Origin of the sequence: Amycolatopsis heterodermiae (assembly GCF_034929455.1) — a bacterium.
Lineage (GTDB): Bacteria > Actinomycetota > Actinomycetes > Mycobacteriales > Pseudonocardiaceae > Amycolatopsis > Amycolatopsis heterodermiae.
Window position 1 is genome coordinate 1911965 of the sequence record NZ_JAYFSI010000001.1, and the last position, 21003, is coordinate 1932967.

Consider the following 21003-nt stretch of genomic DNA (forward strand, 5'->3'; position numbering starts at 1 on the left):
GGCCCGGGCCCGCACCGGCCGAGAGCGGTCCCCTTCAGGGTGAACCTCCGCCGGTGGGGGCCCGCCGCGTCAACGCTCGCCGATGCGGCCGGGCAGCCCGAAGCGGCCCTTCTTCCACACCGAGACGATCGACGGCCGCGGCTGCGCGGTGCCGCCGTCGGGCCAGTGCGACGTCGGGGTCGCGGAGCTGGCCGCGTTCTCACCCGGGTGCTGCACCGCGACGAGCACCAGGTGGTCGGTGACGACCGGGCCGCACGTCTCGGCGCCGACCGGCACGGACAGGAACTGCTTGACGTGCCCGCGTTCCGGGCCGGTCACCGGCACCGAGAAGAGTCCGTCGTTCGCGCCGAGCGCGTTGCCGTCGGTGGAGATCCAGAGGTTTCCGTGCCGGTCGAAGGCCACGTTGTCCGGGCAGGAGATCGGGCTGACCTTGGTCTTGTCGAAACCGCCGAAGTAGGTGTCGGCCGTGGCCGGGTCGCCGCAGACGAGCAGCAGCCGCCAGGAGAACTTCGTCGACGCCGCGTCGCCGCGGTGCTCCTCCCACTCCAGGATGTGGCCGTTCTTGTTGGCCACGCGCGGGTTCGCCTCGTCGACGCCGGCCTTGCCCGCCGCGCCGCGGTCGCTGTTGTTGGTCAGGGCCGCGTAGATCCGGCCGTTGACCGGGTTCGGTTCGATGTCCTCCGGGCGGTCCATCTTCGTGGCGGCGACCTTGTCGGCCGCCTGCCGCGTGAAGACGTAGACCTCCTCCGCGGTGAATCCGTCCACAAAGGACTTGTTGCCGGCGGCCAGCGGGATCCACTCGCCGGTGCCGTCGAACTCGTTGTCCGACGGGAGCTTGCCGGTGCCGTCGATCTCCGCGGCCGGGCTGTCGCCGGTGAAGCGGCCGACGTACAGCGTGCCTTCGTCGAGCAGCGCCGAGTTGTGGCGGCGCGCGTGCGCGCTCTTACCCGGCTTGTACTTGCCCTTCGAGACGAACTTGTAGATGTACTCGAAGCGTTCGTCGTCCCCGGAGTAGACGGCGACGCGGCCGTCGGCGGTGATCTTGACGTTCGCGGCCTCGTGCTTGAACCGGCCGAGCGCGGTGTGCTTGACGGGCGTCGAGTTCGGGTCGTTGGGGTCGATTTCGACGACCCAGCCGAACCGGTTCGGCTCCTGCGGCTCCTGGGCGACGTCCCAGCGCTTGTCGAACCGCTCCCACTTGCGGGTGCTGGCGCCGGTGCCGACGGCGTAGCGCTTGAGCCGCGCCGCCGCGACCGGGTCGGTGACCTTGTCGGCGTTGGCGAAGTACTGGTGGAAGTTCTCTTCGCCGGACAGCACGGTGCCCCACGGCGTCACGCCGCCGGAGCAGTTGTTCTGCGTGCCGCGGACCTTGCGCCCGGTCGGGTCGGCCGACGTCTTCAGGTACTTCGAGCCGGCGGCCGGGCCGCGGACCTCGAAGACGGTGTCGAGCGTGATCCGGCGGCCGAACCGGCTCGGGACGACCTCGAGGCCGCCGTGGACCGGGTCGCGGCGCGCCTGCAGCACCGAGAGGCCGTGCGCCGCCCAGGCGATCTTCACCTGCTCCTCGGTCGGGTTCGCCGGGTCGTACTGGTCGGCCGGGAACAGGTGCACCTCGGTCGTGTACTCGTGGTTCACGACGAGCAGGTTGCTGAAGCCCAGCGGGTCCTGCGGGATCAGGCCGACGAAGTCGTTGTTGTACCCGAACTGCTTCGCCTGCGCGGCCGCCGTCTGCTTGGTGAAGTGGAACCTGGGCGCACCCTGCACCACCGGGTCGCCCCAGCGGACGACGACGCGCTGGGCGTACCCGTCGGGGACGCTGACCTGGTCGAGCTTGTTCGGCGGGACGGCGTCGAAGGCGGTGCCGGGGACCGGCCGCGGCTTGGGGTCGTGGCCGTGACCGGCGGGCGCCGCGGCCGCGGTGCCGGACAGCGCGGCGAACCCGCCCGCGGCGGCGGCCATCACGGCGCCGGCCTTGAAGACCCGGCGGCGGGAGATGTCCTTGACGACGTCGCCGAAGTACTCGTTCCCGGACTCGTTGGGCTCGGGGTGGGCACAGGCGTTGCCACAGCGGTATTCGCAGGTGATCGGGGAGCGCCCGCCCGGGTGGGCGGGGAAGAGCGGGAGCAGGCGGTCGGGCACGAGGCCTCCATGGTGGGAGTTCGGGAACGAACCGACCGTAAGCCCCAGAAACCAGTCAATCCAGACATTCAGGTGAACGTCAGGTGTACTGGCCGCCCGTCAGAACTCCTCGCCGCCGACCAGCGCCGCTTCCCGCGGGACGGTGTGCGGGTCGGCCTTCTTCTCGCGCAGCGAGAGCAGGCCACCGGCGATCACGCACAGCACGGCGGAGGCGACGAACGGCGCCTGCGGCGAACCGAACCACTCGGCCACGTGCCCGACCAGCGTCGCCGCGACGGCGCCACCGAGCCAGCGGCAGAAGTTGTACCCCGCGCTGGCGACCGGGCGCGGCGCGTCGCTGATGGACATCGCGGTGCCGGTGAACAGCGTGTTCAGCAGCCCCGACACGAGCCCCGAGACGATGATCCCGGCGACCAGCACCGGCTTGCTCGGCACGGCCAGCACCAGCATGAGCACGGCGTACCCGAAGACGGCGGCCGCGGCGGCGTGCCGCTCACCGAGCTTGGCGGCCAGGCGAGGTGCGAGGGCGACCCCGGCGACGGCGACGCACAGGCCCCAGCCGCAGAAGATCAGGCCGACGGCGATGGCGCTCCAGCCGAGGACGAACGGCGACCAGGCCAGCACCGCGAAGAACGCGGCGGTGTACAGCGCCGAAGCGACGGAGGTGCGCAGCAGACCGGTGTGCTTCAACGCGCGAAGCGGGTCGAGCAGCTTGATCGGATCACGCTTCTCGTGCTTGTCGCTCTTCAGGAACACCGCGCACAGCACGAGCGCGCCGGCCATCAGGACCGCGGTGCCCAGGAACGGGCCGCGCCACGAGATGCTGCCGAGCAGGGCGCCGAGCAGCGGGCCGACCGACAGGCCGACACCCAGCGCGGCTTCGTAGAGCAGGATCGCGCCGGACTGCCCGCCGGTCGCGGCGCCGACGATCACGGACAACGCCGTCGCGATGAAGAACGCGTTGCCGAGGCCCCAGACCGCGCGCAGCCCGACGAGCTGCTCGATCGACCCGGCGGCCGAACACAGCGCGGTGGCCGCGACGATAAGCGTCAGCCCGACGAGGACCGTGCGCTTGGGGCCGAACTTCGCGCTCGCCGCGCCGGTGACCAGCATCGCGATGACCTGGACGCCGAGGTAGGACGAGAAGAGCAGGGTGACCTGGGACGGCGTCGCGTCGAGACCCTTGGCGATGGACAGCAGGATCGGGTCGACCAGGCCGATCCCCATGAAGGCGATGACCGCGGCGAACGCGGTGATCCACACCTGCTTGGGCTGGCCCTTGACGGCGTCCAGCAGGCTCGAGTGGTGTTCAGCGCTCATCACTGATCAGTGCTTCTTTCTTCGTGTCGATGAGTAGCTTCGCGAGGGCCGGGAGGGCGGCCTCGATCGCTGCGCGGTCGGCGTCGTCCATGGCGATCAGGCGTTCGCGAAGGAACTCTTCGCGGGCGGTGACCATCTCGGCGTAGAAGCGACGACCCTCGTCGGTGACGTCCACGAGCACCGCCCGCCGGTCGGCGGGGTCCGGCGCGCGGGTGGCGAGACCGAGGCGTTCGAGGCGGCCGACGACGTCGGTCATCGACGGCAGCTTCACCTGCTCGAACTCGGCCAGCGCGCTCATCCGGCGCGGACCGCCGTTGACCAGCTCGCTCAGCACCGAGCCCTGGGTGAGGGTCAGCGTCAGCTGCGGGGTCTGGCGGCGCACCTGGTGGTACAGCCGGAAGACCAGCGGCCGCAGCCGGTGCGCGAGATCGGCGATCGGGGAAGTCACTTAGCCATGCTAACAAAAATTAGTAAGGGTGGCTAAGTAACTCGTCTCACAGGCTACGCTCGGGGACATGGACGCGGTGATCTTCGACCTCGACGGCGTACTCGTGGACTCCGAGCGGATCTGGGACGAGGTCCGCCGGGCGGTCGTCGCCGAGCACGGCGGCACCTGGCGCGAGGAGGCGACGCGGGCGCAGCAGGGGATGAGCACCCCGGAGTGGGCCCGCTACCTGGTCGAAGAGCTGGGCGCGCGGCTCACGCCGCCCGAGATCGCGACGATCGTGGTCAAGCGGATGGCCGCGCGGTACGCCGAGCAGCCGCCGCTGATCGACGGCGCGGTCGACGTCGTGCGCCAGGTGGCGAAGCGCTGGCCGGTGGCGATCGCGAGCTCGTCGCCGGTGATCCTGATCAAGGGCTTCCTCGACGTCACGGGCCTGCCGGTGGGCGCGGCGGTGTCGTCGGAGCAGGTCGGGGCCGGGAAGCCGGCGCCGGACGTGTACCTGCGGGCGGCGGAGCTGCTGGGCGTGGCGCCGTCGGACTGCGCGGCGGTGGAGGACACGACGAACGGGCTGCGGTCGGCGCTGGCCGCGGGGATGGCGGTCTACGCGGTGCCGAACCCGCACTTCCCGCCGGACCCGGAGGTGCTGAAGCAGGCGACTGCGGTGGTGGAGACGATCACCGGCTTGCCGGATGCGCTTCCTGGGAAACCGTGACGTCGAAGCTCTTCGGCGGCGAATCCGGCTTCACGTCGGCCAGGTAGACCTGGTCCGGCCCCAGGGTGCCGACCACCCTGGCCTGGCTCAGGTCACCGGCCGCGTCGAACAGCCGCAGCCCCGGCACCGTGGGGTCGACGAGGTAGACGGCTTTGCCCGCCGGGAGCGGGCCGCCGGTCTTGCCGACGTATCCGGCGCGCACGGTGCGCCGCGAGATCGGGACGCACGACGGCGATTCGATGCCGTACTGCGAGCCGCTCGTCCCCCCGGTCACGCCCTTGGGCAACGACTCGACGCAGAACAGCTTCCGGCCCGTGGGGTCGTTGGCGGCGACCGCGTAGGACGTCCAGTTCTCCGTCTGCCCGACGAAGTCGGTGAGGGTCACCGGCTCGCCGCCGCCGCTCAACGTCGCCGGCGGGATCACCTCCGGCTTCGCGACCACCAGCTCCTGCCCCGGGTTCGCCGGCGGGAGCGGAGCCGGGGCGGTGTTCATCCGCGTCGCCAGCGACACGCTCGTCAACACCACCAGCACGGCGGCCAGCGGCGCGACGATCACCGTCAGCCGCCGGCGGGGTCGCCTTCGCTGGCGGCGCATCTGCTCGGCCCAGGCCGCGTCGAGGTTGGGCGTGACCTCCCCGCCCTGCTCCCGCAGTGTCTCGGCCAGTTTGCGTTCGAGGTCGGTCATCGCTCACCTCCCAGGTCGTCCCCCAGGTGCTTGCGCAGGTTCTCCATCGCGTGGTGGGTGGTCGCCTTGACCGTGCCCGGCGAGATGCCGAGGGTCTCCGCGATGCCCGCCGTGCTCAGGTCCAGCCAGTAGCGCAGCACCAGCACCTCACGCTGTCTCCTGGACAGTTTGCCCAGTACCGCGCGGATCCGCTGGTGTTCCCAGTTGGCCACCGCCGTGACCTCGGCCGACAGCTCGTCCGCCGGGCGCTCCTGCGGCGTCCGGCGGACCACCCGCAGGTGCCGGGTCCGCGACCGGGACATGTTCACCACGGTCGCGCGCAGGTAACCCGCCACCCGCGTGTGGTCGGTGAGGGTGTCCCAGCGCTGGTGGAGCTTGACGAAGGCCTCCTGCGCCACGTTCTCGGCGTCGTCCGCGCCGAGCAGGTGCGCCAATCTCGTCATCTGGCCGAAGTACTCCCGGAAGAGGGCATGGAAGGTCGGCGCGCCCAGATCCCCTGGCACGCTCTCCCCTACGCTCGCACTCACACCCCGATCACGCCCGCCCCACCCCACCGGTTTAGTGCACCACGCGAAGAAGGCCACCACCAGGCACGACGCCCGGGTGGTGGCCTTCTGACGAGAGGGGGGTTACCGCTCCACGTCGCCGTGGATGAACTTCTCGACGGCGTCGCGCGCGGTCGAGTCGTCGTACTGCTCCGGCGGCGACTTCATGAAGTAGGAGGAGGCCGACAGGATCGGGCCGCCGACGCCGCGGTCGAGGGCGATCTTCGCCGCGCGCACGGCGTCGATGATGATGCCCGCCGAGTTCGGCGAGTCCCACACCTCGAGCTTGTACTCCAGGTTCAGCGGCACGTCACCGAAGGCGCGGCCCTCGAGCCGGACGTAGGCCCACTTGCGGTCGTCGAGCCACTGCACGTAGTCCGACGGGCCGATGTGGACGTTGCCCTTGCCGAGGTCGCGGTCGACCTGCGAGGTGACGGACTGGGTCTTCGAGATCTTCTTCGACTCGAGCCGCTCCAGCTCCTTCATGTTCAGGAAGTCCATGTTCCCGCCCACGTTGAGCTGCATCGTCCGGTCGAGCTGGACGCCGCGGTCCTCGAACAGCTTGGCCAGCACGCGGTGCGTGATGGTGGCGCCGACCTGGGACTTGATGTCGTCACCGACGATCGGGACGCCGGCGTCGGTGAACTTCTGCGCCCACTCCGGGTCGGAGGCGATGAACACCGGCAGCGCGTTGACGAACGCGACCTTGGCGTCGATCGCGGCCTGCGCGTAGAACTTGTCGGCCACCTCGGAACCCACCGGCAGGTAGGAGACCAGGACGTCGGCCTTCGCCTCACGCAGCGCGGCGACGATGTCGACCGGGGTCTCGTCGGACTCCTCGATCGTCTCGCGGTAGAAGCGGCCGAGGCCGTCGTGGGTGTGACCGCGCTGGACGGTGACGCCGAGCGGCGGCACGTCGGCGATCTTGATGGTGTTGTTCTCGGACGCGAAGATCGCCTCCGACAGGTCACGGCTGACCTTCTTGGCGTCCACGTCGAACGCGGCCACGAACTCGATGTCGCGGACGTGGTAGCCGCCGAAGTCGACGTGCATCAGGCCGGGGACGCGGGTGGCCGGATCCGCGTCGCGGTAGTACTGGACACCCTGGACCAGCGACGCCGCGCAGTTGCCGACGCCCACGATGGCCACCCGTACGCGGCGGTTCTCGCCCATGGGGGGTTTCTCCTTCAATCCGTGTCTCTTCAGTAGGTCTGCCGCGACGCTGCGGCGCGGCCGCACGGCTCAGGTCTCGGGACCCTGCCGCTCGGCTTGTTCGTGTTGCTCGTGCGCGATGAGCTCGTTGAGCCAGCGCACCTCCCGCTCGCTGGTCTCCAGACCCAGCCGGTGCAGCTCACGGGTGTAGCGATCGATCCTCTCCTCGGTCCTGGCCAGCGCGGCCCGCAAACCCTCGCGGCGCTCTTCGACGCGCCGCCGCCTGCCTTCGAGGATCCGCATCCGCACGTCGGCCGGGGTCCGCGAGAAGAAGGCCAGGTGAACACCGAACCCCTCGTCGTCCCAGGTCTGCGGCCCGGCGTCGCCGAGCAGCTCACCGAAGCGCTCCTTGCCCTCCGCGGTGAGCTTGTAGACCCGGCGGCCCCGCCGGGACCACGCGCGGTCGTCGGCTTCGTCGAGCTCTTCGACCAGGTACCCGGCCCGCAGCAGCCGCCGCAGGGTCGGGTACAGCGAGCCGTACGAGAACGTCCGGAGCGTGCCGAGCGTCTCGTGCAGCCGCTTGCGCAGCACATACCCGTGCATGGGCGCTTCGTGCAGAAGACCCAGGATCGCGAACTCCAGCACAGCGCACCCCCTTCCGGGAACAAACCTCGGCGACCGGCGTTGCTCCGAATGATCGCCTCGGTCCAACCTACTCAGCCACTATATCGCCCCGATACATCGAAGTGGCGAAGCCAACAGGCGAGTTCAGCGCATCGTGGGCGAAATTCACCGGAGAGTTATCGAACGTCCGGCGTGTCCCCGGTAGCCGCGAGACAGGTCACGCTAGGGGGCGTGGACCACACAGGAAGAGCCCGTACTCTGTCCTGGTGATTAACCAGCGGCAGGTCGTGGACTTCGCCTTGCAGCGCCGTGCGCTGCTGGCCGAGGTCCGCTCCGGGCGCGTCGGCAGCCATGAGGCCTGCGACGCGAGCCCGTACCTGCTGCGGGCGGCGAAGTTCCACGGCCGGGCCGGTGACCAGCCCTGTCCGATCTGCCGCCAGGAACCGCTGACCCTGGTGTCCTGGGTCTACGGTGACGAACTCAAGCATGTCGCGGGCTCGGCGAGGACCCCCGAAGAGCTGGCCAGGATGGCCGGCCGGTTCGCCGAGTTCACCGTGTACGACGTCGAGGTGTGCCGGGCGTGCCACTGGAACCACCTGGTCCGGTCGTACGTCCTCGGTACGGGGGAGCCTGCCGACGGTCCGCGAAGGACCGCGGGCCGGTGAGCTGGAACACAACCGCTGAAGAGCGCAGAACGGCGCACTACCGGGCGCCGGTCTGGGAGGCCCATTCGTGAACGACGATCGCAACCGCTCCTGGCCCGGCCAGGAGCCAGATGCACCTCGCCGTGCCCAGTCGGGCCCGTGGCCCGGGGAGGACCCCGGGCCGGCGTGGCCCGGCGAAGAGGCCCCCCGCCGTCCCCAACGCGGCACGCCTCCTCGCGGCGTCCCCAGCGGACGTGGTGGCGCCCCGGAGTGGCCGTCCGGCGACGAAGGCGGCCCGCAGTGGCCCGCCGACGAGCCGGCCCGGCGTCCGCAGCGCGCCCGCCAGCAGGGCATGGCCGCGCGGCGGCCGGTGCCGCCGCCTCCCGGGCAGCGTCCACAGCAGGGTCCGCCCGGCTCGCCCCCGCAGGGGTTCCGGCAGCCACCCCCCGGACGCCGCCCGGTCCCGCCTCCCGGGCGTGAACCGGACCTGATCACCCACCACGCGCACAACGGCACCGACGACTTCGGCCGCGACCCGTACGACGACGGCTACGACGACGACGCCGCGTTCAACGAGTACGCCGACGACGTCGAGCCCCAGGAAGAGCTCGACGAAAAGGGCAAGAAGGTCCTGACGCCGGCGCAGAAGAAGAAGCGCCGCTGGAAGATCATCCGCCGGTGCGCCTACGTCTTCGTCGGCCTGTTCTTCGTGGTGCCCGCGATCGCGTTCGTCATCACCTACTTCCTGGTGGACGTGCCGACGCCGGAGAGCATCAAGGCGCTGCAGAGCCAGCCGATCACCTACTACGACGCGGGCGGCCAGCTCATGGGCCGCGAGCTGCCGCCGGGCGGCGACCGCCAGCTGCTCAAGCCGGGCGAGGTCCCCGAGGTCGTCAAGCACGCCGTGTACTCCGCGGAGGACGCGACGTTCGAGACCAACTCGGGCTTCGACGTCACCGGCATCCTGCGCGCGGTCTTCAACCAGGTGACCGGCGGCCAGGGTGGTGGTTCGACGATCTCCCAGCAGTACATCAAGCAGGCGACGCAGAACGACCAGCAGACCCTGACCCGCAAGTGGACCGAGCTGGCGAAGTCGTTCAAGATGAACAACCAGCAGTCCAAGGAAGAGATCATCACTTCCTACCTGAACATCGTCTACTTCGGACGCGGGGCCAACGGCATCCAGGCGGCCGCGAAGGCCTACTTCAACAAGGACGCCAAGGACCTCAACGCTTCCGAGGCGTCCCTGCTGGCCGGCCTGATCCAGGGTCCGGGCCGGTCGGAGAACGAGGCGTACGCCCAGAAGCGCTGGACGTACGTGATGGACCAGATGGTGGCCAACAAGTGGCTGCCGCAGGCCGACCGCGCGGCCGCCCAGTACCCGACGCCGATTCCGAAGAACTCCAACAAGGAGCAGGACTCGGGGAAGATGACCTACCAGCTCCAGCAGCGGATCAAGGACGAGCTGGCGGTCAAGGGCTACGACGAGAACAAGCTGTTCTCCACGGGCGCGAAGATCTACACCACGATCGACCCGGCGGCGCAGGCCGCGGCGGAGCAGGCCTCCCAGGAGGGCATGAAGGGCCAGACCGACGAGAACCTGCTGAACGCGCTGGTCGCGGTCAACCCGAAGACCGGCGGGGTGATCGCGTACTACGGCGGCCCGGAACTGGTGAAGGACGCCAACGGCAAGGACCAGATCGGGCAGGACCGCGCCAACCAGGCGCGCAACCCGGGTTCGTCGGTGAAGGCGTTCGACCTCACGGCGTTCCTCAAGATGGGCAAGGGCCTCGGCGAGACGTTCGACGGCTCGAACAACCGGGTGCTCGGCGGCCGCACGGTCCGGAACGCGGGTGACAGCGCGAGCTGCGGCAAGGACTGCACCGTCGCGAAGGCGATGGAGATCTCGGCGAACACCGTGTTCTACGACATGGTCCTGAACGTGACGAAGCCGTCGCGGGTCGCGGAAGCGGCGAAGGAAGCCGGGGTCAAGGTCTCGCCGGACGGCAAGAGCGTCCTCTACACCGACGACAACAACATCTCGCTCGGTGGTGGTGGCACGGCCGTGACGCCGGAGGACATGGCGGCGGCGTACGCCTCGTTCGCCAACGGCGGGACGTACCACGAGCAGCACTTCGTTTCGAAGCTGACGAACGGCCAGGACGAGGTGGAGTTCGACGAGAACAACATCAAGACCAACCCGGCGTTCGACGACGACGCGTCGAAGAGCCAGCAGATCGCGGGCAACGTCACCGAGGCGCTGGTCCCGGTCATCGACCACTCGAAGCTCAAGTGCCCGACCGGGCACGAGTGCGCCGGCAAGACCGGGACGCAGCAGTACACCGCGAAGGCCGACGACCCGAAGGCGTACGCCGACCGCAACGCGCAGACGTGGATGGTGGGCTACACGCCGTCCGTGTCGGCCGCGGTCTGGGTCGGCGGCGACGGCAACAAGCCGCTGCACGACCCGAAGAACAAGCCCATCTTCGGTGCCACCATCGCCGGTCCGACGTGGCAGAGCTTCATGAACCTCTACCTCAAGGGCAAACCGGCGGAGAAGTTCGACAAGGTGGCGCCGATCGGCAAGGACGCCTCGACGGTGACGTCGACGCCGCCGAAGCCGTCGGAGACGCCGACCACGACGACGACGCCGACCACCCCGGAAACGACGACGAGCACCGAGCCGACGGACACGGAGACGAACACGTCGACGAAGCCGAGCCGGCCCACGCTGACCCGGCCCGGTCCGGGCGGGCCCGGTGATCCCGGCATCGGCAACACGTTCGGCGGCGGTGGTGCCGTGGCCTCGCCACCGGGCGCCGGCCCGGGATAGCAGCTCCGTTCAGGGCCCTCCGCAGCACGCGGGGGGCCCTGAACCGTTTCCGGATGATCGTTTCGGCAACCCGTGGGGTTCACGCGCGTCCCTTCCAACAGGGGATGGCGGCTATCGCCGTCCCGTGCTGACTGCATTTCGGGGGTTCCGGGTGGCGGAGCCCCCGGCTCGGGGCGAAGCCCCGGGTGTCACTGACTGGAGGACTGCCCCGTGCCCGACGATCGATCCCGCTCCTGGCCCGGCCAGGGTCCTGATCCGCGCCGTCAGGGGCCGTCCGGACCACAGGGGCCCCGCGGCCAGGGCCCGCGCCGCCCGCCGACCCCGCCGGGGGGCCGGCCGATGCAGCAGCCGCCGTCGCGTCAGCCGCAGCAGCCGTGGCAGCAGCCGCGCGGCAACCGGCCGGAGCCGCCGCCGATGAGCGGCGGGCCCGAGCTGATGACGCACCACGCGTACGAGGAAGCGGACGGCTACGACGACCCGGAGCCCGACGGCGACGGCAAACCGGTCCTCACCCCGGAACAGCGGAAGAAGCGGCGCTGGAAGATCATCCGGCGCGTCGGCTACGGCTTCGTCGGGGTGTTCCTCGTGCTCCCGGCGATCGCGTTCGTCATCACGTACTTCCTGGTCGACGTCCCGTCGCCGACGGAGGTCGCGCAGAACCAGAGCCAGGCGGTGACGTACTTCTACGCCGACGACTCGCCGATGGGCAAGGACGTGCCGCGCGGCGGGAACCGGGTGCTGCTCAGCCCGGAGCAGATCCCCGACATCATGAAGCACGCGGCGATCGCGACCGAGGACGACTCGTTCGAGACGAACTCCGGCTTCGACGTCGGCGGCCTGCTGCGCGCGGTGTTCAACAACGCCACCGGCGGCACCGGCGGTGGTTCGACGATTTCGCAGCAGTACATCAAGAAGGCCACCGACAACGACGCCCCGACGTTGACGCGCAAGTGGACCGAGCTGGCCAAGTCCTTCAAGATGAACCAGACGTACGAGAAGAAGGACATCATCACCGCGTACCTGAACATCATCTACTTCGGGCGCGGGGCGTACGGGGTGGGCGCGGCGTCTCAGGCCTTCTTCCACAAGGACGCCAAGGACCTGACCTACTCGGAGGCGGCGCTGCTCGCCGGGCTGATCCAGCAGCCGGGCCGGTCGGAGAACGACAAGGTCGCGCACGACCGCTGGACCACCGCGCTCGACCGGATGCTGAAGAACAACTACATCAGCGCGGCCGAGCGCCAGTCGGCGCAGTTCCCGACGCCGATCCCGCTCGAGGACAGCAAGCAGCAGGCCGGCGCGCCGCCCGCGTTCGTCGTGCAGCAGGTGAAGGACGAGCTCGCCGCGCACGACATCCCGGAGGACCGCTACTACTCCGGCGGCTTCCAGGTGCACACGACGATCGACCCGAAGGCGCAGCAGGCCGCGGAACAGGCGGCCACCGACGCGATGAAGGGCCAGGTCGACGACCAGCTGCTCAACGCGCTCGTCGCGGTCGACCCGAAGACCGGCGGGGTGCTCGCCTACTACGGCGGCAAGCCGATCGTCCAGGTCAACGGCCAGGACCAGGCCGGGCGCGACTGGGCGAACACCCCGCAGAACCCGGGTTCGTCGATGAAGCCGTTCGACCTCACCGCGTTCCTCAAGATGGGCCAGGGCCTCGACGCGACGTTCGACGGCTCCAACAACCGCACGTTCGACGGCCGGGTCGTGCGCAACGCCGGCCCGGGCAGCAGCTGCTCGCAGCAGTGCACCGTCTCCGAGGCGATGATGCGCTCGGCGAACACGGTCTTCTACGACATGGTCCTCAACAAGACCAAGCAGGGCCCGGTCAAGCAGGCCGCGCAGGAGGCCGGCGTCACGACCAAGGACGACGGCGGCCAGTCGATCATCTCCACCAAGGACAACAACATCTCCCTCGGCGGTGGGGAAACCCAGATCACGCCGGTGGACATGGCCTCGGCGTACGCGACCTTCGCGGCCAACGGCGAGCAGCGGGCCCGGCACTTCGTGACGAAGGTCGTCAACGGGCAGAACGAAGTCGCGTACGAGGCTTCGACGGACTCCAAGCCGGCGTTCGACAGCGACTCGGACAAGAGCCGTCAGATCGCCGGGAACGTCACCGAAGCGCTCAAGCCGGTCATCGACTTCTCGCACCTGAAGTGCCCCGCCGGCCACGAGTGCGCCGGCAAGACCGGGACGCAGCAGCACACGAAGACCGCGGGTGAGCCGTCGTGGGCCGCGAACGCGAACTCGCAGACGTGGATGGTCGGCTACACGCCGTCCGTCTCGGTGGCGGCCTGGGTCGGCGGCGACGGCAACAAGCCGCTGCACGGCAAGAACAACTCGCCGATCTACGGCTCGACCATCGCCGGCCCGATGTGGCAGAAGTTCCTGTCGCTGTACCTGACGGGCAAGCCGGGCGAGAAGTTCGACAAGGTCGACCGCATCGGTGGCGAGGTCGCCCCGCCGCCGTCGTCGGACGTCGCGACGACGACTGACTCGACGCCGACGGACGAGAACCCCGACCAGGGCGGCGACCAGGGTGACAACGGCGGTAACGGCGGGAACGACGGCAACGACCACGGCCACCAGTCGTCGTCGCAGGAGAGCACGCCGAAGCACACGAAGTCGTCGACCTCGAAGGACACGCCGACCTCGGGAGACGACCCCGGCAACTAGTCACGGGTGAACCACGGTGGGCCGCGGTACGTGTGCCCTCCGAGAGGACTGCGTCCGCAGCCCACCGTGGAGGCCGGCCCGTGACCAACGACCGAACCCGCACTTCGCGCGGTCGCGCTCCCGATCCGCGCCGCCGTACCCGGCGGCCGTCGGCCCGGCCGCTGCCGCGCGCCGGGCTGCAGGGCAGCGAACCGGAGCTGATCACCCACCACGTCCACAACGGCACCGAGCCGGACGACCCGCCGACGGTGCCGATCATCCGGCAGCGCCCGGGCCAGCCGCTGCGCCGTCCCCGGCCGAGCACCGAGCAGGACGTGCGGAAACGGCGCTGGCGGCGGATCCGCCGGATCGGTTACGTGGTGGCGGGGCTGTTCTTCGTCGTCCCCGCGGTCGCGTTCGTGATCACCTACCTGGCCGTCGACGTCCCGTCGCCGGAGACCGTCGCGCAGGCGCAGGGCCAGGCCGTGACGTACCTGTTCAGCGACGGCACGGAGATGGGCAAGGACGTGCCGACCGGCGGGAACCGGCAGATCCTGTCGGCGAACCAGATCCCGGACGTCGTCAAGAAAGCCGTGATCGCAACCGAGGACGCGTCGTTCGAGACCAACTCGGGCTTCGACGTCACCGGCATCCTGCGGGCGGCGTACAACCAGGTCACCGGCGGTTCCGGCGGTGGTTCGACGATCTCCCAGCAGTACATCAAGAACGCTTCCGGCGACGACGATCCGACGCTCACGCGAAAGTGGACCGAGCTCGCGAAGTCGTTCAAGATGAACCAGACCTACGAGAAGGCGGACATCATCACCGCCTACCTCAACATCATCTACTTCGGCCGCGGCGCGTACGGCATCCAGGCCGCCGCGCAGGCGTACTTCGGCCAGGACGTCGGGCAGCTCGACTACTCGCAGGCCGCGCTGCTCGCCGGCCTCATCCAGCAGCCGGGACGCTCGGAGAACACCGCCGTCGCCACCGCCCGGTGGACCACGGCGCTGGACCGGATGCTGAAGAACGGTTACCTGACACCGGCCCAGCGCGCCGAGGCGAAGTTCCCGACCCCGATCCCGCTGGTGGAGAGCAAGCAGGCCGGCGCGCTGAACCCGTTCGTCAAGAAGCAGGTCAAGGCGGAGCTGGCGGCGCAGGGGATCAGCGAGCAGGAGTACTACCGCGGCGGGTTCCAGGTGTTCACCACGATCGACTCGCAGGCACAGCAGTCGGCCGAGCAGGCCGTGACCGAGGGGATGGCCGAGCAGACCGACGACCGGATCCTCGACGCGCTGGTCGCCGTCGACCCGAAGACCGGCGGGGTGCTCGCCTACTACGGCGGCGCACCGGTGGTGAAGGGCCCGAACGGCGAGGACCAGGCCGGGCGCGACTGGGCGGACGAGCCGCACAACCCCGGGTCGTCGATGAAGCCGTTCGACCTCGCGGCGTTCCTCAAGCTCGGCCGCGGCCTCGACGCGCGGTTCGACGGCACCTCACCCCGCACGTTCCCCGGCGTCGACCTCCCCATCCGCAACGCGGGTGACAGCAGCAGCTGCTCCGAGCAGTGCACCGTCGCCGAGGCGATGCAGCGGTCCACGAACACGGTGTTCTACGACATGGTGCTGAACGTGACGAAGCCGTCCGGGGTGGCGGAAGCCGCGCAGGAAGCGGGCGTCCGGACGAAGGACAGCGGCGGTCGCAGCGAGCTGTTCACCGGCGACAACAACATCTCGATCGGTGGCGGCGGCACGCAGGTCACGCCGGCGGACATGGCCTCGGGCTACGCGACGTTCGCGGCGGGCGGCGTCCAGCGTGAACGCCACTTCGTGCAGAAGGTGACCAACGCGAACGGGGAAACGGCGTACGAGGCCAAGAACCGGTCCGCGGACGCCTTCGCCGACAACGACCCGGCCCGCAGCGCGCAGATCGCCGGCAACGTGACGGCGGCGCTGGCCCCGGTGATCCAGTTCTCGCGCCTGACCTGCCCGGCGGGCCACGAGTGCGCGGGCAAGACCGGCACCCAGCAGCACACCCCGCAGAACGACGAACCGGCGTCGGCGGCCAACGCGAACGCCCAGACGTGGATGGTCGGCTACACGCCGTCGGTTTCGGCGGCGGTCTGGGTCGGCAGCGACGGCGACAAGGCCCTGCACGGCCCGACGGGCGCCCCGATCTTCGGCTCGACGCTGGCGGGCCCGATCTGGGACCGCTTCATGCAGCTGTACCTGCAGGGCAAACCGGGCGAGCGCTTCGACCGCGTGGCGGCGATCAGCTCGCCGGTGGACCAGGTGCAGATCCAGCAGCCGCCTCAGCAACCGCAGCAGCAGCAGCAACAACAGCAGCAGCGCGACCCGCGGAACCAGCAGAACCAGCCCGGCAACCGCCAGCAGCAACAGGACCAGCTCCGCCAGTTCCAGCAACGGCTTCAGGAGCTGCAGGACCGGCAGCGCAACCGCAACGGCGGCAACAACAACGGCAACACCACGGGCAACAACGGCACCGGGAACACCGGGACGGGCAACGGCAACGGGAACGACTCCGGCCAGAGCGGCGACCCGAACCCGGGCGGCTGAGCGGGGAAGAAGGTGGCCGTGACCCCAGTACTGGGGGTTACCGAGGTCACGGCCGGTCTGGGGGTCAGAGCTCGACGACGGTTCCTTCGACGCCGGAGCGGTGCGCGGCCTCGATCACGCGCAGCGCGGCGACCGACGACTCCGGGTCGACCGGGAACTCGCCCTCGCCGCGCAGCGCGTCGCGCACCTGGGCGTAGAACTGCTCGTAGCGGCCGGTCAGGGTGGGCACGGTCTTGAGGTCGTTGCCGACGCCGATCGTGCCCGCGTCCGCGGCCGGCTCCACGCCCCAGCCGTCGTCGCCGGGCCGCATGCCCGTCTTGATCTGGGGTTCCTGGACGTCGAGGCCGTACTTGGTGAACGTCGCCTGGTCGCCGAGCACGCGGAACCGCGGGTTCAAGGTGCCCGCCAGCGCCGTCGCCCACAGGTGCGACCGGACGCCGTTCGCGTGGTGCAGCGCGACGAACACGTCGTCGTCGACCTGGACGCCGGCACGGCGGCGGTCGACCTCCGCGTAGACCCGCGTGACCGGGCCGAACAGCTGCAGCGCCTGGTCGACGATGTGCGCGCCGAGGTCGTAGAGCAGGCCGCCGGCCTCGGCCGGGTCGCCGAACTCGCGCCAGTTGTCCTTCGGCTTCGGCACCCAGCGGTCGTAGCGGGACTCGAAGCGGAACACCTCGCCGAGCCGGCCGGAGTCGAGCACCTCGCGCACGGTGAGGAAGTCGGAGTCGAGCCGGCGGTTCTGGAACACGGTGAGCCCGACGCCCGCCGCCTTCGCCGCGGCGACGACCCGCTCGGCCTCGGCCGCGGTCGGCGCGAACGGCTTGTCGACGACCACCGGCACGCCGGCCTCGATGGCCCGCAGCGCGAGCGGCACGTGCGTGCGGTTCGGGGTGCTGACGACGATCAGGTCGAGGTCGCCCGCGTGCTCGAACAACGCGTCGGCGTCCGGCACGATCTCGGCGCCGGGGTAGTCGGTCCGCGCCTGGACGGCGTTGCCCGACGTCGTGATCACGGCCGGGGTCAGCCCGGGGGTCGCCGCCACCAGCGGCGCGTGGAAGACGCGTCCGCCGATGCCGTACCCGAGGATGCCCACCCGCAAGTCGTCCACCATGGCGCCCATTAAACAACAGTGTTGCGAAATTGACCAGGCGTGCGAAGATCTAGTCCATGGCGGCCACCGGGAGGAACCTGCGCAACGTGCGTGAGCACAACCGCGCCCTCCTGCTCGCGCACATCCTGCGAGCCGGCGGCCTCAGCCGGGTCGAGCTCGCCGAACGCACCGGGCTGACCCAGCAGGCCGTGTCCAAGATCGTGCCCGAACTCCTCGACGCCGGCCTGCTGGACGAGGAACGTCAGCCGTCCGTGGGCGTCGGCAAGCCCCGCACCCAGCTGACCGTCCGGTCCAGCGCCCGGCACTCGCTCGGCGCGCGGCTCGACCGCGACGAGTACCGGGTGCTGCGGACCAACCTCATCGGCGAGGTCGAAGAGACCGCGGGCGGCCCGCTCCCGGTCGGGTTCACCCCCGAGCAGGCCGTCGAGGCCATCGGCGCCACCGCGCTCGAGCTCGCCGACGGCTTCCCGGTGCTCGGCCTCGGCCTGGGCGCGGTCGGCCCGCTGGACCACATCGCCGGCCTGGTCCGCGACGCGACGAGCATGCCCGGCTGGCACGACGTCCCGCTGCGCGATCTGCTCGAGAAGCGCACCGGCCTGCCGGTGCTGCTGGACAAGGACACCAACGCCGCCGCGTTCGCCCAGCTGTGGCCGCACGGCGAGCCGACGGCGACGGCGGTCGTGCTCGTCGGCACCGGCATCGGCGTCGGCCTGCTGATCGACGGCCGGCTCTACCGGGGGCCGCGGACCAACGCGGGTGAGTTCGGGCACACCACGATCGCCTACGACGGCCCCCGCTGCGCCTGCGGGCGGCGCGGCTGCGTCGAGATCATGGCCAAGCAGGCCCCCGACACGCGCACCGCCGCCGGCTTCCTCGGGATCGGCCTCGCCGACCTCGTCCAGGTGCTCGATCTGGAACGGATCGTGCTGGCCGGACGCGCCGTGCGGGACGAACCGGGCACGTACCGTGACGCCGTTTCCGAACGGCTCGAGGAGCTGCTGCCGCTGCCGCACTGGCAGCGCATCGAGGTCGTGGAGGACTCCTTCGGCGAGGAGATCGTCACGCGCGGCGCGGCCGCCGAGGTCCTGGCCTCGTACTACGCGAATCCGGCATGATCGTCGCCTTCACTTCGGCGTCGGGCCATCACCGATAACATCCCGGTCGTGCCAGAGGAGACCACGCGCGAGCCGGACCCCGGCCCCGTGACGCTGAGCAGGGCCGATCGGGTCGTCCCGAGCTGGAACGACCCACTCGCGGCGGCGGTCACCAGACCCGTGGGCGGTCCGCTCGGCGAGCACGCCGCGGTCGGCAGGCACTGGTTCTGGTCCCCGCAGCGCGTCGGGCTGCTGCTGGCGACGCTGGCCCTGATGCTGTGCTGGTTCGGCAAGGGCTCCTGCATCCAGCAGTACCAGGACTCGAGCGGCGCCACCCAGCTCGACTGGCGCGCGGGCCGCCCGTTCGTCGCGATGTGTTACTCCGACATCGTGCCGCTCTACAGCTCCGAGCGGCTCGACCGGCCGAGCACCTTCCCGTACTACACGTCGTGGAAGGAGAGCTCGCAGACCGCGGAGAACGACACCCGGTACATGGAGTACCCGGTGTTCACCGGGCTCTTCCAGTGGGTGAACGCGAAGCTCGCGGCCGGCTGGCTCAACGTCGCCGAGAGCGGCTGGCTACCCGGCGCGTTACCCGTGGCCATCTACTTCAACATCACCGCGTTCTTCCTGTCGATGGCCTGGCTGGTCACCGTCTGGGCGACCGGGCGGACGATGAAACGCCGTCCGTGGGACATGGTGCTGGTGGCGGCGTCACCGCTGGTCCTGGTGCACGCGTTCACCAACTTCGACACGATCGCGACCGCGTTCACGGCCACCGGCCTGCTCGCCTGGTCGCGCAAGCGGCCGTTGCTCGCCGGGCTCCTGCTCGGCCTGGGCGCGACGGCGAAGCTCTACCCGCTGCTGCTGCTCGGCGTGCTGTTCGTGCTCTGCCTGCGGGCGGGGAAGCTGACGCCGTTCTGGCGCACCGCGGCGGCCGCCGTCGTGACGTGGGTGGCGGTGAACGCGCCGTTCATCCTCACCGCGACCCGCGGCTGGTGGGAGTTCTTCCGGATGAACACCCTGCGGCCGATGGACCCGGACTCGCTCTACAACGTCTTCTCGTACACGACCGGCTGGGCCGGGTTCGACGGCGTGCTGCAGAAGAACCAGACGCCGACGTACCTCAACTGGACGATCGCCGTGCTGTTCCTGGCCTGCTGCGCGGGCATCGCGTACGTCGCGCTGGCCGCGCCCCGGCGACCCCGTCTCGGGCAGCTCGCGTTCCTCGTCGTGGCCGCGTTCCTGCTGACCAACAAGGTGTGGAGCCCGCAGTACTCGCTGTGGCTGGTACCGCTGGCGGTGCTGGCGATCCCGCGCTGGCGGCTGCTGCTCGGCTGGATGCTGATCGACGCGCTGGTCTGGGTGCCGCGGATGTTCTACTACCTCGGCGTCGACCACAAGGGCCTGCCCGAGGGCTGGTTCCTGGGCACGGTCGTGGTCCGCGACCTGGCCGTCGTCGGGCTGTGCGTGCTGGTGGTCCGGGAGATCTACCGCCCGGCGGCCGACCTGGTCCGGATCGCCGGCGACGACGACCCGGCCGGCGGCTTCCTCGACGGCGCCCGGGACGTGATCATCCCGAACGCCACCCGGCGCCGCCGGAAGGCCGTCGCCGTCCCTAGCTGAGCTGTTCCTTCAGGTAGGCGATGTCGGCGGCCTGGCCGTCGGCCGGGGTCTCGACGATCACCGGGGCGCCGGCCTCGCGGGCGACCGCGACCAGTGCCTCGGGGTCGATCGTGCCCTCGCCGTCCACGACGCTCGCGTGCCTGTCCCGGGTCGAGCCGAACTCGTCGCGGGAGTTGTTCAGGTGCACCAGGTCGATCCGGCCGGTGATGGCCTTGACCTTCTCGACGGCGGTCGCGAGGTCCCAGCCCGCCGCGTAGGCGTGGCAGGTGTCGAGGCAGAACCCGGCGCCGAACTCGCCGACCTTGTCCCACAGCCGGGCGATGACCTCGAGGTCGCGGGTGATCGCGTTCTCGCCGCCGGCGGTGTTCTCGATCAGGATCGGGACCTTGAAGCCGCCCTTCTCCTGCTCGCGCTCGAACAGCTTGCGCCAGTTGTCGAGGCCGGCCTCGACGTCGTCGGTGTCGCCGACGTGCCCGCCGTGCACGATCAGGCCCTTCGCGCCGACGGCGGCGGCCCCGTCCGCGTGCTGCGTGACGTTCTTGCGGGACGGGATCCGGATCCGGTTGTTCAGCGAGGCGACGTTGATGAGGTACGGCGAATGGATGAACACCTCGACCGGGTCGGCCAGGATGGCCTCGCCGTGCGGGTGCGGCTTCGGGGCCTTCCAGCCCTGCGGGTCGGAGAGGAAGAACTGGACGACGTCGGCTTTGCGGTCGGCCACCGCGGTCAACGGGTCGTCGTCACGGACATGGGCGCCAATCAGCATGCCGAGCACGCTACTCCGGGATGAACTTCGGACTTGGTGAACCGGTTGGTGACGCTCGTGGAGTACCGTG

16 protein-coding genes are annotated in these 21003 nt (G+C 70.2%); 7 read left to right on the forward strand and 9 right to left on the reverse strand.

Annotation, left to right across the window (positions count from 1 at the left end):
- Positions 1–69: 69 nt before the first annotated feature.
- The 3 genes from VA596_RS09420 to VA596_RS09430 form a co-directional block, all read right to left on the reverse strand.
- Complete coding sequence (locus VA596_RS09420; RefSeq protein ID WP_323325100.1) at positions 70–2139, reverse strand: PhoX family protein; 2070 nt, start codon at positions 2137–2139, stop codon at positions 70–72.
- A 99-nt stretch (positions 2140–2238) separates the two neighbouring features.
- A complete protein-coding gene (locus VA596_RS09425; RefSeq protein WP_323325102.1) occupies positions 2239–3459 on the reverse strand; it encodes an MFS transporter in 1221 nt (406 codons plus the stop codon).
- Positions 3449–3907 carry a MarR family winged helix-turn-helix transcriptional regulator gene (locus tag VA596_RS09430; protein WP_323325104.1) on the reverse strand — a complete coding sequence of 153 codons (459 nt, stop codon included), beginning with the start codon at positions 3905–3907 and terminating at the stop codon, positions 3449–3451. The genes VA596_RS09425 and VA596_RS09430 overlap by 11 nt, the downstream gene beginning before the upstream one ends.
- 67 nt (positions 3908–3974) lie before the next feature.
- Here VA596_RS09430 and VA596_RS09435 point away from each other — a divergent pair, with 67 nt between their 5' ends.
- Positions 3975–4616 (forward strand): HAD family hydrolase, encoded by a 642-nt coding sequence (locus tag VA596_RS09435; protein ID WP_323325106.1) that lies wholly within the window; start codon positions 3975–3977, stop codon positions 4614–4616.
- Here the strand turns inward: VA596_RS09435 and VA596_RS09440 are convergent.
- The 4 genes from VA596_RS09440 to VA596_RS09455 form a co-directional block, all read right to left on the reverse strand.
- A complete protein-coding gene (locus tag VA596_RS09440; RefSeq protein WP_323325108.1) occupies positions 4579–5301 on the reverse strand; it encodes a hypothetical protein in 723 nt (240 codons plus the stop codon). The two genes, VA596_RS09435 and VA596_RS09440, sit on opposite strands and share 38 nt — an antisense overlap.
- Entirely contained in the window at positions 5298–5804 is a 507-nt protein-coding gene (locus tag VA596_RS09445; protein WP_323325110.1) for an RNA polymerase sigma factor, read from the reverse strand. The genes VA596_RS09440 and VA596_RS09445 overlap by 4 nt, the downstream gene beginning before the upstream one ends.
- Before the next feature lie 126 nt (positions 5805–5930).
- On the reverse strand, positions 5931–7019 hold the full coding sequence (locus VA596_RS09450; protein WP_323325112.1) for an inositol-3-phosphate synthase: 1089 nt from the start codon (positions 7017–7019) through the stop codon (positions 5931–5933).
- 69 nt (positions 7020–7088) lie between these two features.
- The gene (locus VA596_RS09455; protein ID WP_323325114.1) at positions 7089–7643 is read right to left on the reverse strand and encodes a PadR family transcriptional regulator; all 555 of its coding nucleotides are present in this window, start codon (positions 7641–7643) and stop codon (positions 7089–7091) included.
- 245 nt (positions 7644–7888) lie between these two features.
- On the opposite strand from VA596_RS09455, the gene VA596_RS09460 reads away from it, so the two are divergent.
- From VA596_RS09460 to VA596_RS09475, 4 genes are all read left to right on the forward strand, one after another.
- Entirely contained in the window at positions 7889–8287 is a 399-nt protein-coding gene (locus tag VA596_RS09460) for a DUF5318 domain-containing protein (RefSeq protein WP_323325117.1), read from the forward strand.
- Positions 8288–8354: 67 nt separating this feature from the next.
- Positions 8355–11099 carry a transglycosylase domain-containing protein gene (locus tag VA596_RS09465; RefSeq protein WP_323325118.1) on the forward strand — a complete coding sequence of 915 codons (2745 nt, stop codon included), beginning with the start codon at positions 8355–8357 and terminating at the stop codon, positions 11097–11099.
- Positions 11100–11513: 414 nt separating this feature from the next.
- Complete coding sequence (locus tag VA596_RS09470; protein WP_323325753.1) at positions 11514–13781, forward strand: transglycosylase domain-containing protein; 2268 nt, start codon at positions 11514–11516, stop codon at positions 13779–13781.
- An 80-nt stretch (positions 13782–13861) separates the two neighbouring features.
- Positions 13862–16336 (forward strand): transglycosylase domain-containing protein, encoded by a 2475-nt coding sequence (locus tag VA596_RS09475; RefSeq protein ID WP_323325120.1) that lies wholly within the window; start codon positions 13862–13864, stop codon positions 16334–16336.
- 64 nt (positions 16337–16400) lie between these two features.
- Here the strand turns inward: VA596_RS09475 and VA596_RS09480 are convergent, their stop codons facing one another.
- Positions 16401–17447 (reverse strand): Gfo/Idh/MocA family oxidoreductase, encoded by a 1047-nt coding sequence (locus VA596_RS09480; RefSeq protein ID WP_323325122.1) that lies wholly within the window; start codon positions 17445–17447, stop codon positions 16401–16403.
- 56 nt (positions 17448–17503) lie between these two features.
- Here VA596_RS09480 and VA596_RS09485 point away from each other — a divergent pair, with 56 nt between their 5' ends.
- Together VA596_RS09485 and VA596_RS09490 are read left to right on the forward strand one after the other, a co-directional pair.
- Positions 17504–18562, forward strand: a complete 1059-nt coding sequence (locus VA596_RS09485; protein ID WP_323325123.1) for an ROK family transcriptional regulator — start codon at positions 17504–17506, stop codon at positions 18560–18562.
- A 48-nt stretch (positions 18563–18610) separates the two neighbouring features.
- Positions 18611–20167, forward strand: coding sequence for a glycosyltransferase family 87 protein (locus VA596_RS09490; RefSeq protein ID WP_323325125.1), 1557 nt, complete (start codon positions 18611–18613; stop codon positions 20165–20167).
- Here the strand turns inward: VA596_RS09490 and VA596_RS09495 are convergent.
- On the reverse strand, positions 20160–20933 hold the full coding sequence (locus VA596_RS09495; protein WP_323325127.1) for a deoxyribonuclease IV: 774 nt from the start codon (positions 20931–20933) through the stop codon (positions 20160–20162). The two genes, VA596_RS09490 and VA596_RS09495, sit on opposite strands and share 8 nt — an antisense overlap.
- Positions 20934–21003 lie beyond the last annotated feature (70 nt).

What these genes read in the sequence shown, in the direction of transcription:
- VA596_RS09425 (WP_323325102.1), bottom strand. Translation starts at nt 3,459, where the DNA reads ATGAGCGCTGAACACCACTCGAGCCTGCTGGACGCCGTCAAGGGCCAG.
- VA596_RS09485 (WP_323325123.1), top strand. Translation starts at nt 17,504, where the DNA reads ATGGCGGCCACCGGGAGGAACCTGCGCAACGTGCGTGAGCACAACCGC.
- VA596_RS09470 (WP_323325753.1), top strand. Translation starts at nt 11,514, where the DNA reads ATGAGCGGCGGGCCCGAGCTGATGACGCACCACGCGTACGAGGAAGCG.
- VA596_RS09440 (WP_323325108.1), bottom strand. Translation starts at nt 5,301, where the DNA reads ATGACCGACCTCGAACGCAAACTGGCCGAGACACTGCGGGAGCAGGGC.
- VA596_RS09480 (WP_323325122.1), bottom strand. Translation starts at nt 17,447, where the DNA reads ATGGTGGACGACTTGCGGGTGGGCATCCTCGGGTACGGCATCGGCGGA.
- VA596_RS09495 (WP_323325127.1), bottom strand. Translation starts at nt 20,933, where the DNA reads ATGCTGATTGGCGCCCATGTCCGTGACGACGACCCGTTGACCGCGGTG.
- VA596_RS09435 (WP_323325106.1), top strand. Translation starts at nt 3,975, where the DNA reads ATGGACGCGGTGATCTTCGACCTCGACGGCGTACTCGTGGACTCCGAG.
- VA596_RS09450 (WP_323325112.1), bottom strand. Translation starts at nt 7,019, where the DNA reads ATGGGCGAGAACCGCCGCGTACGGGTGGCCATCGTGGGCGTCGGCAAC.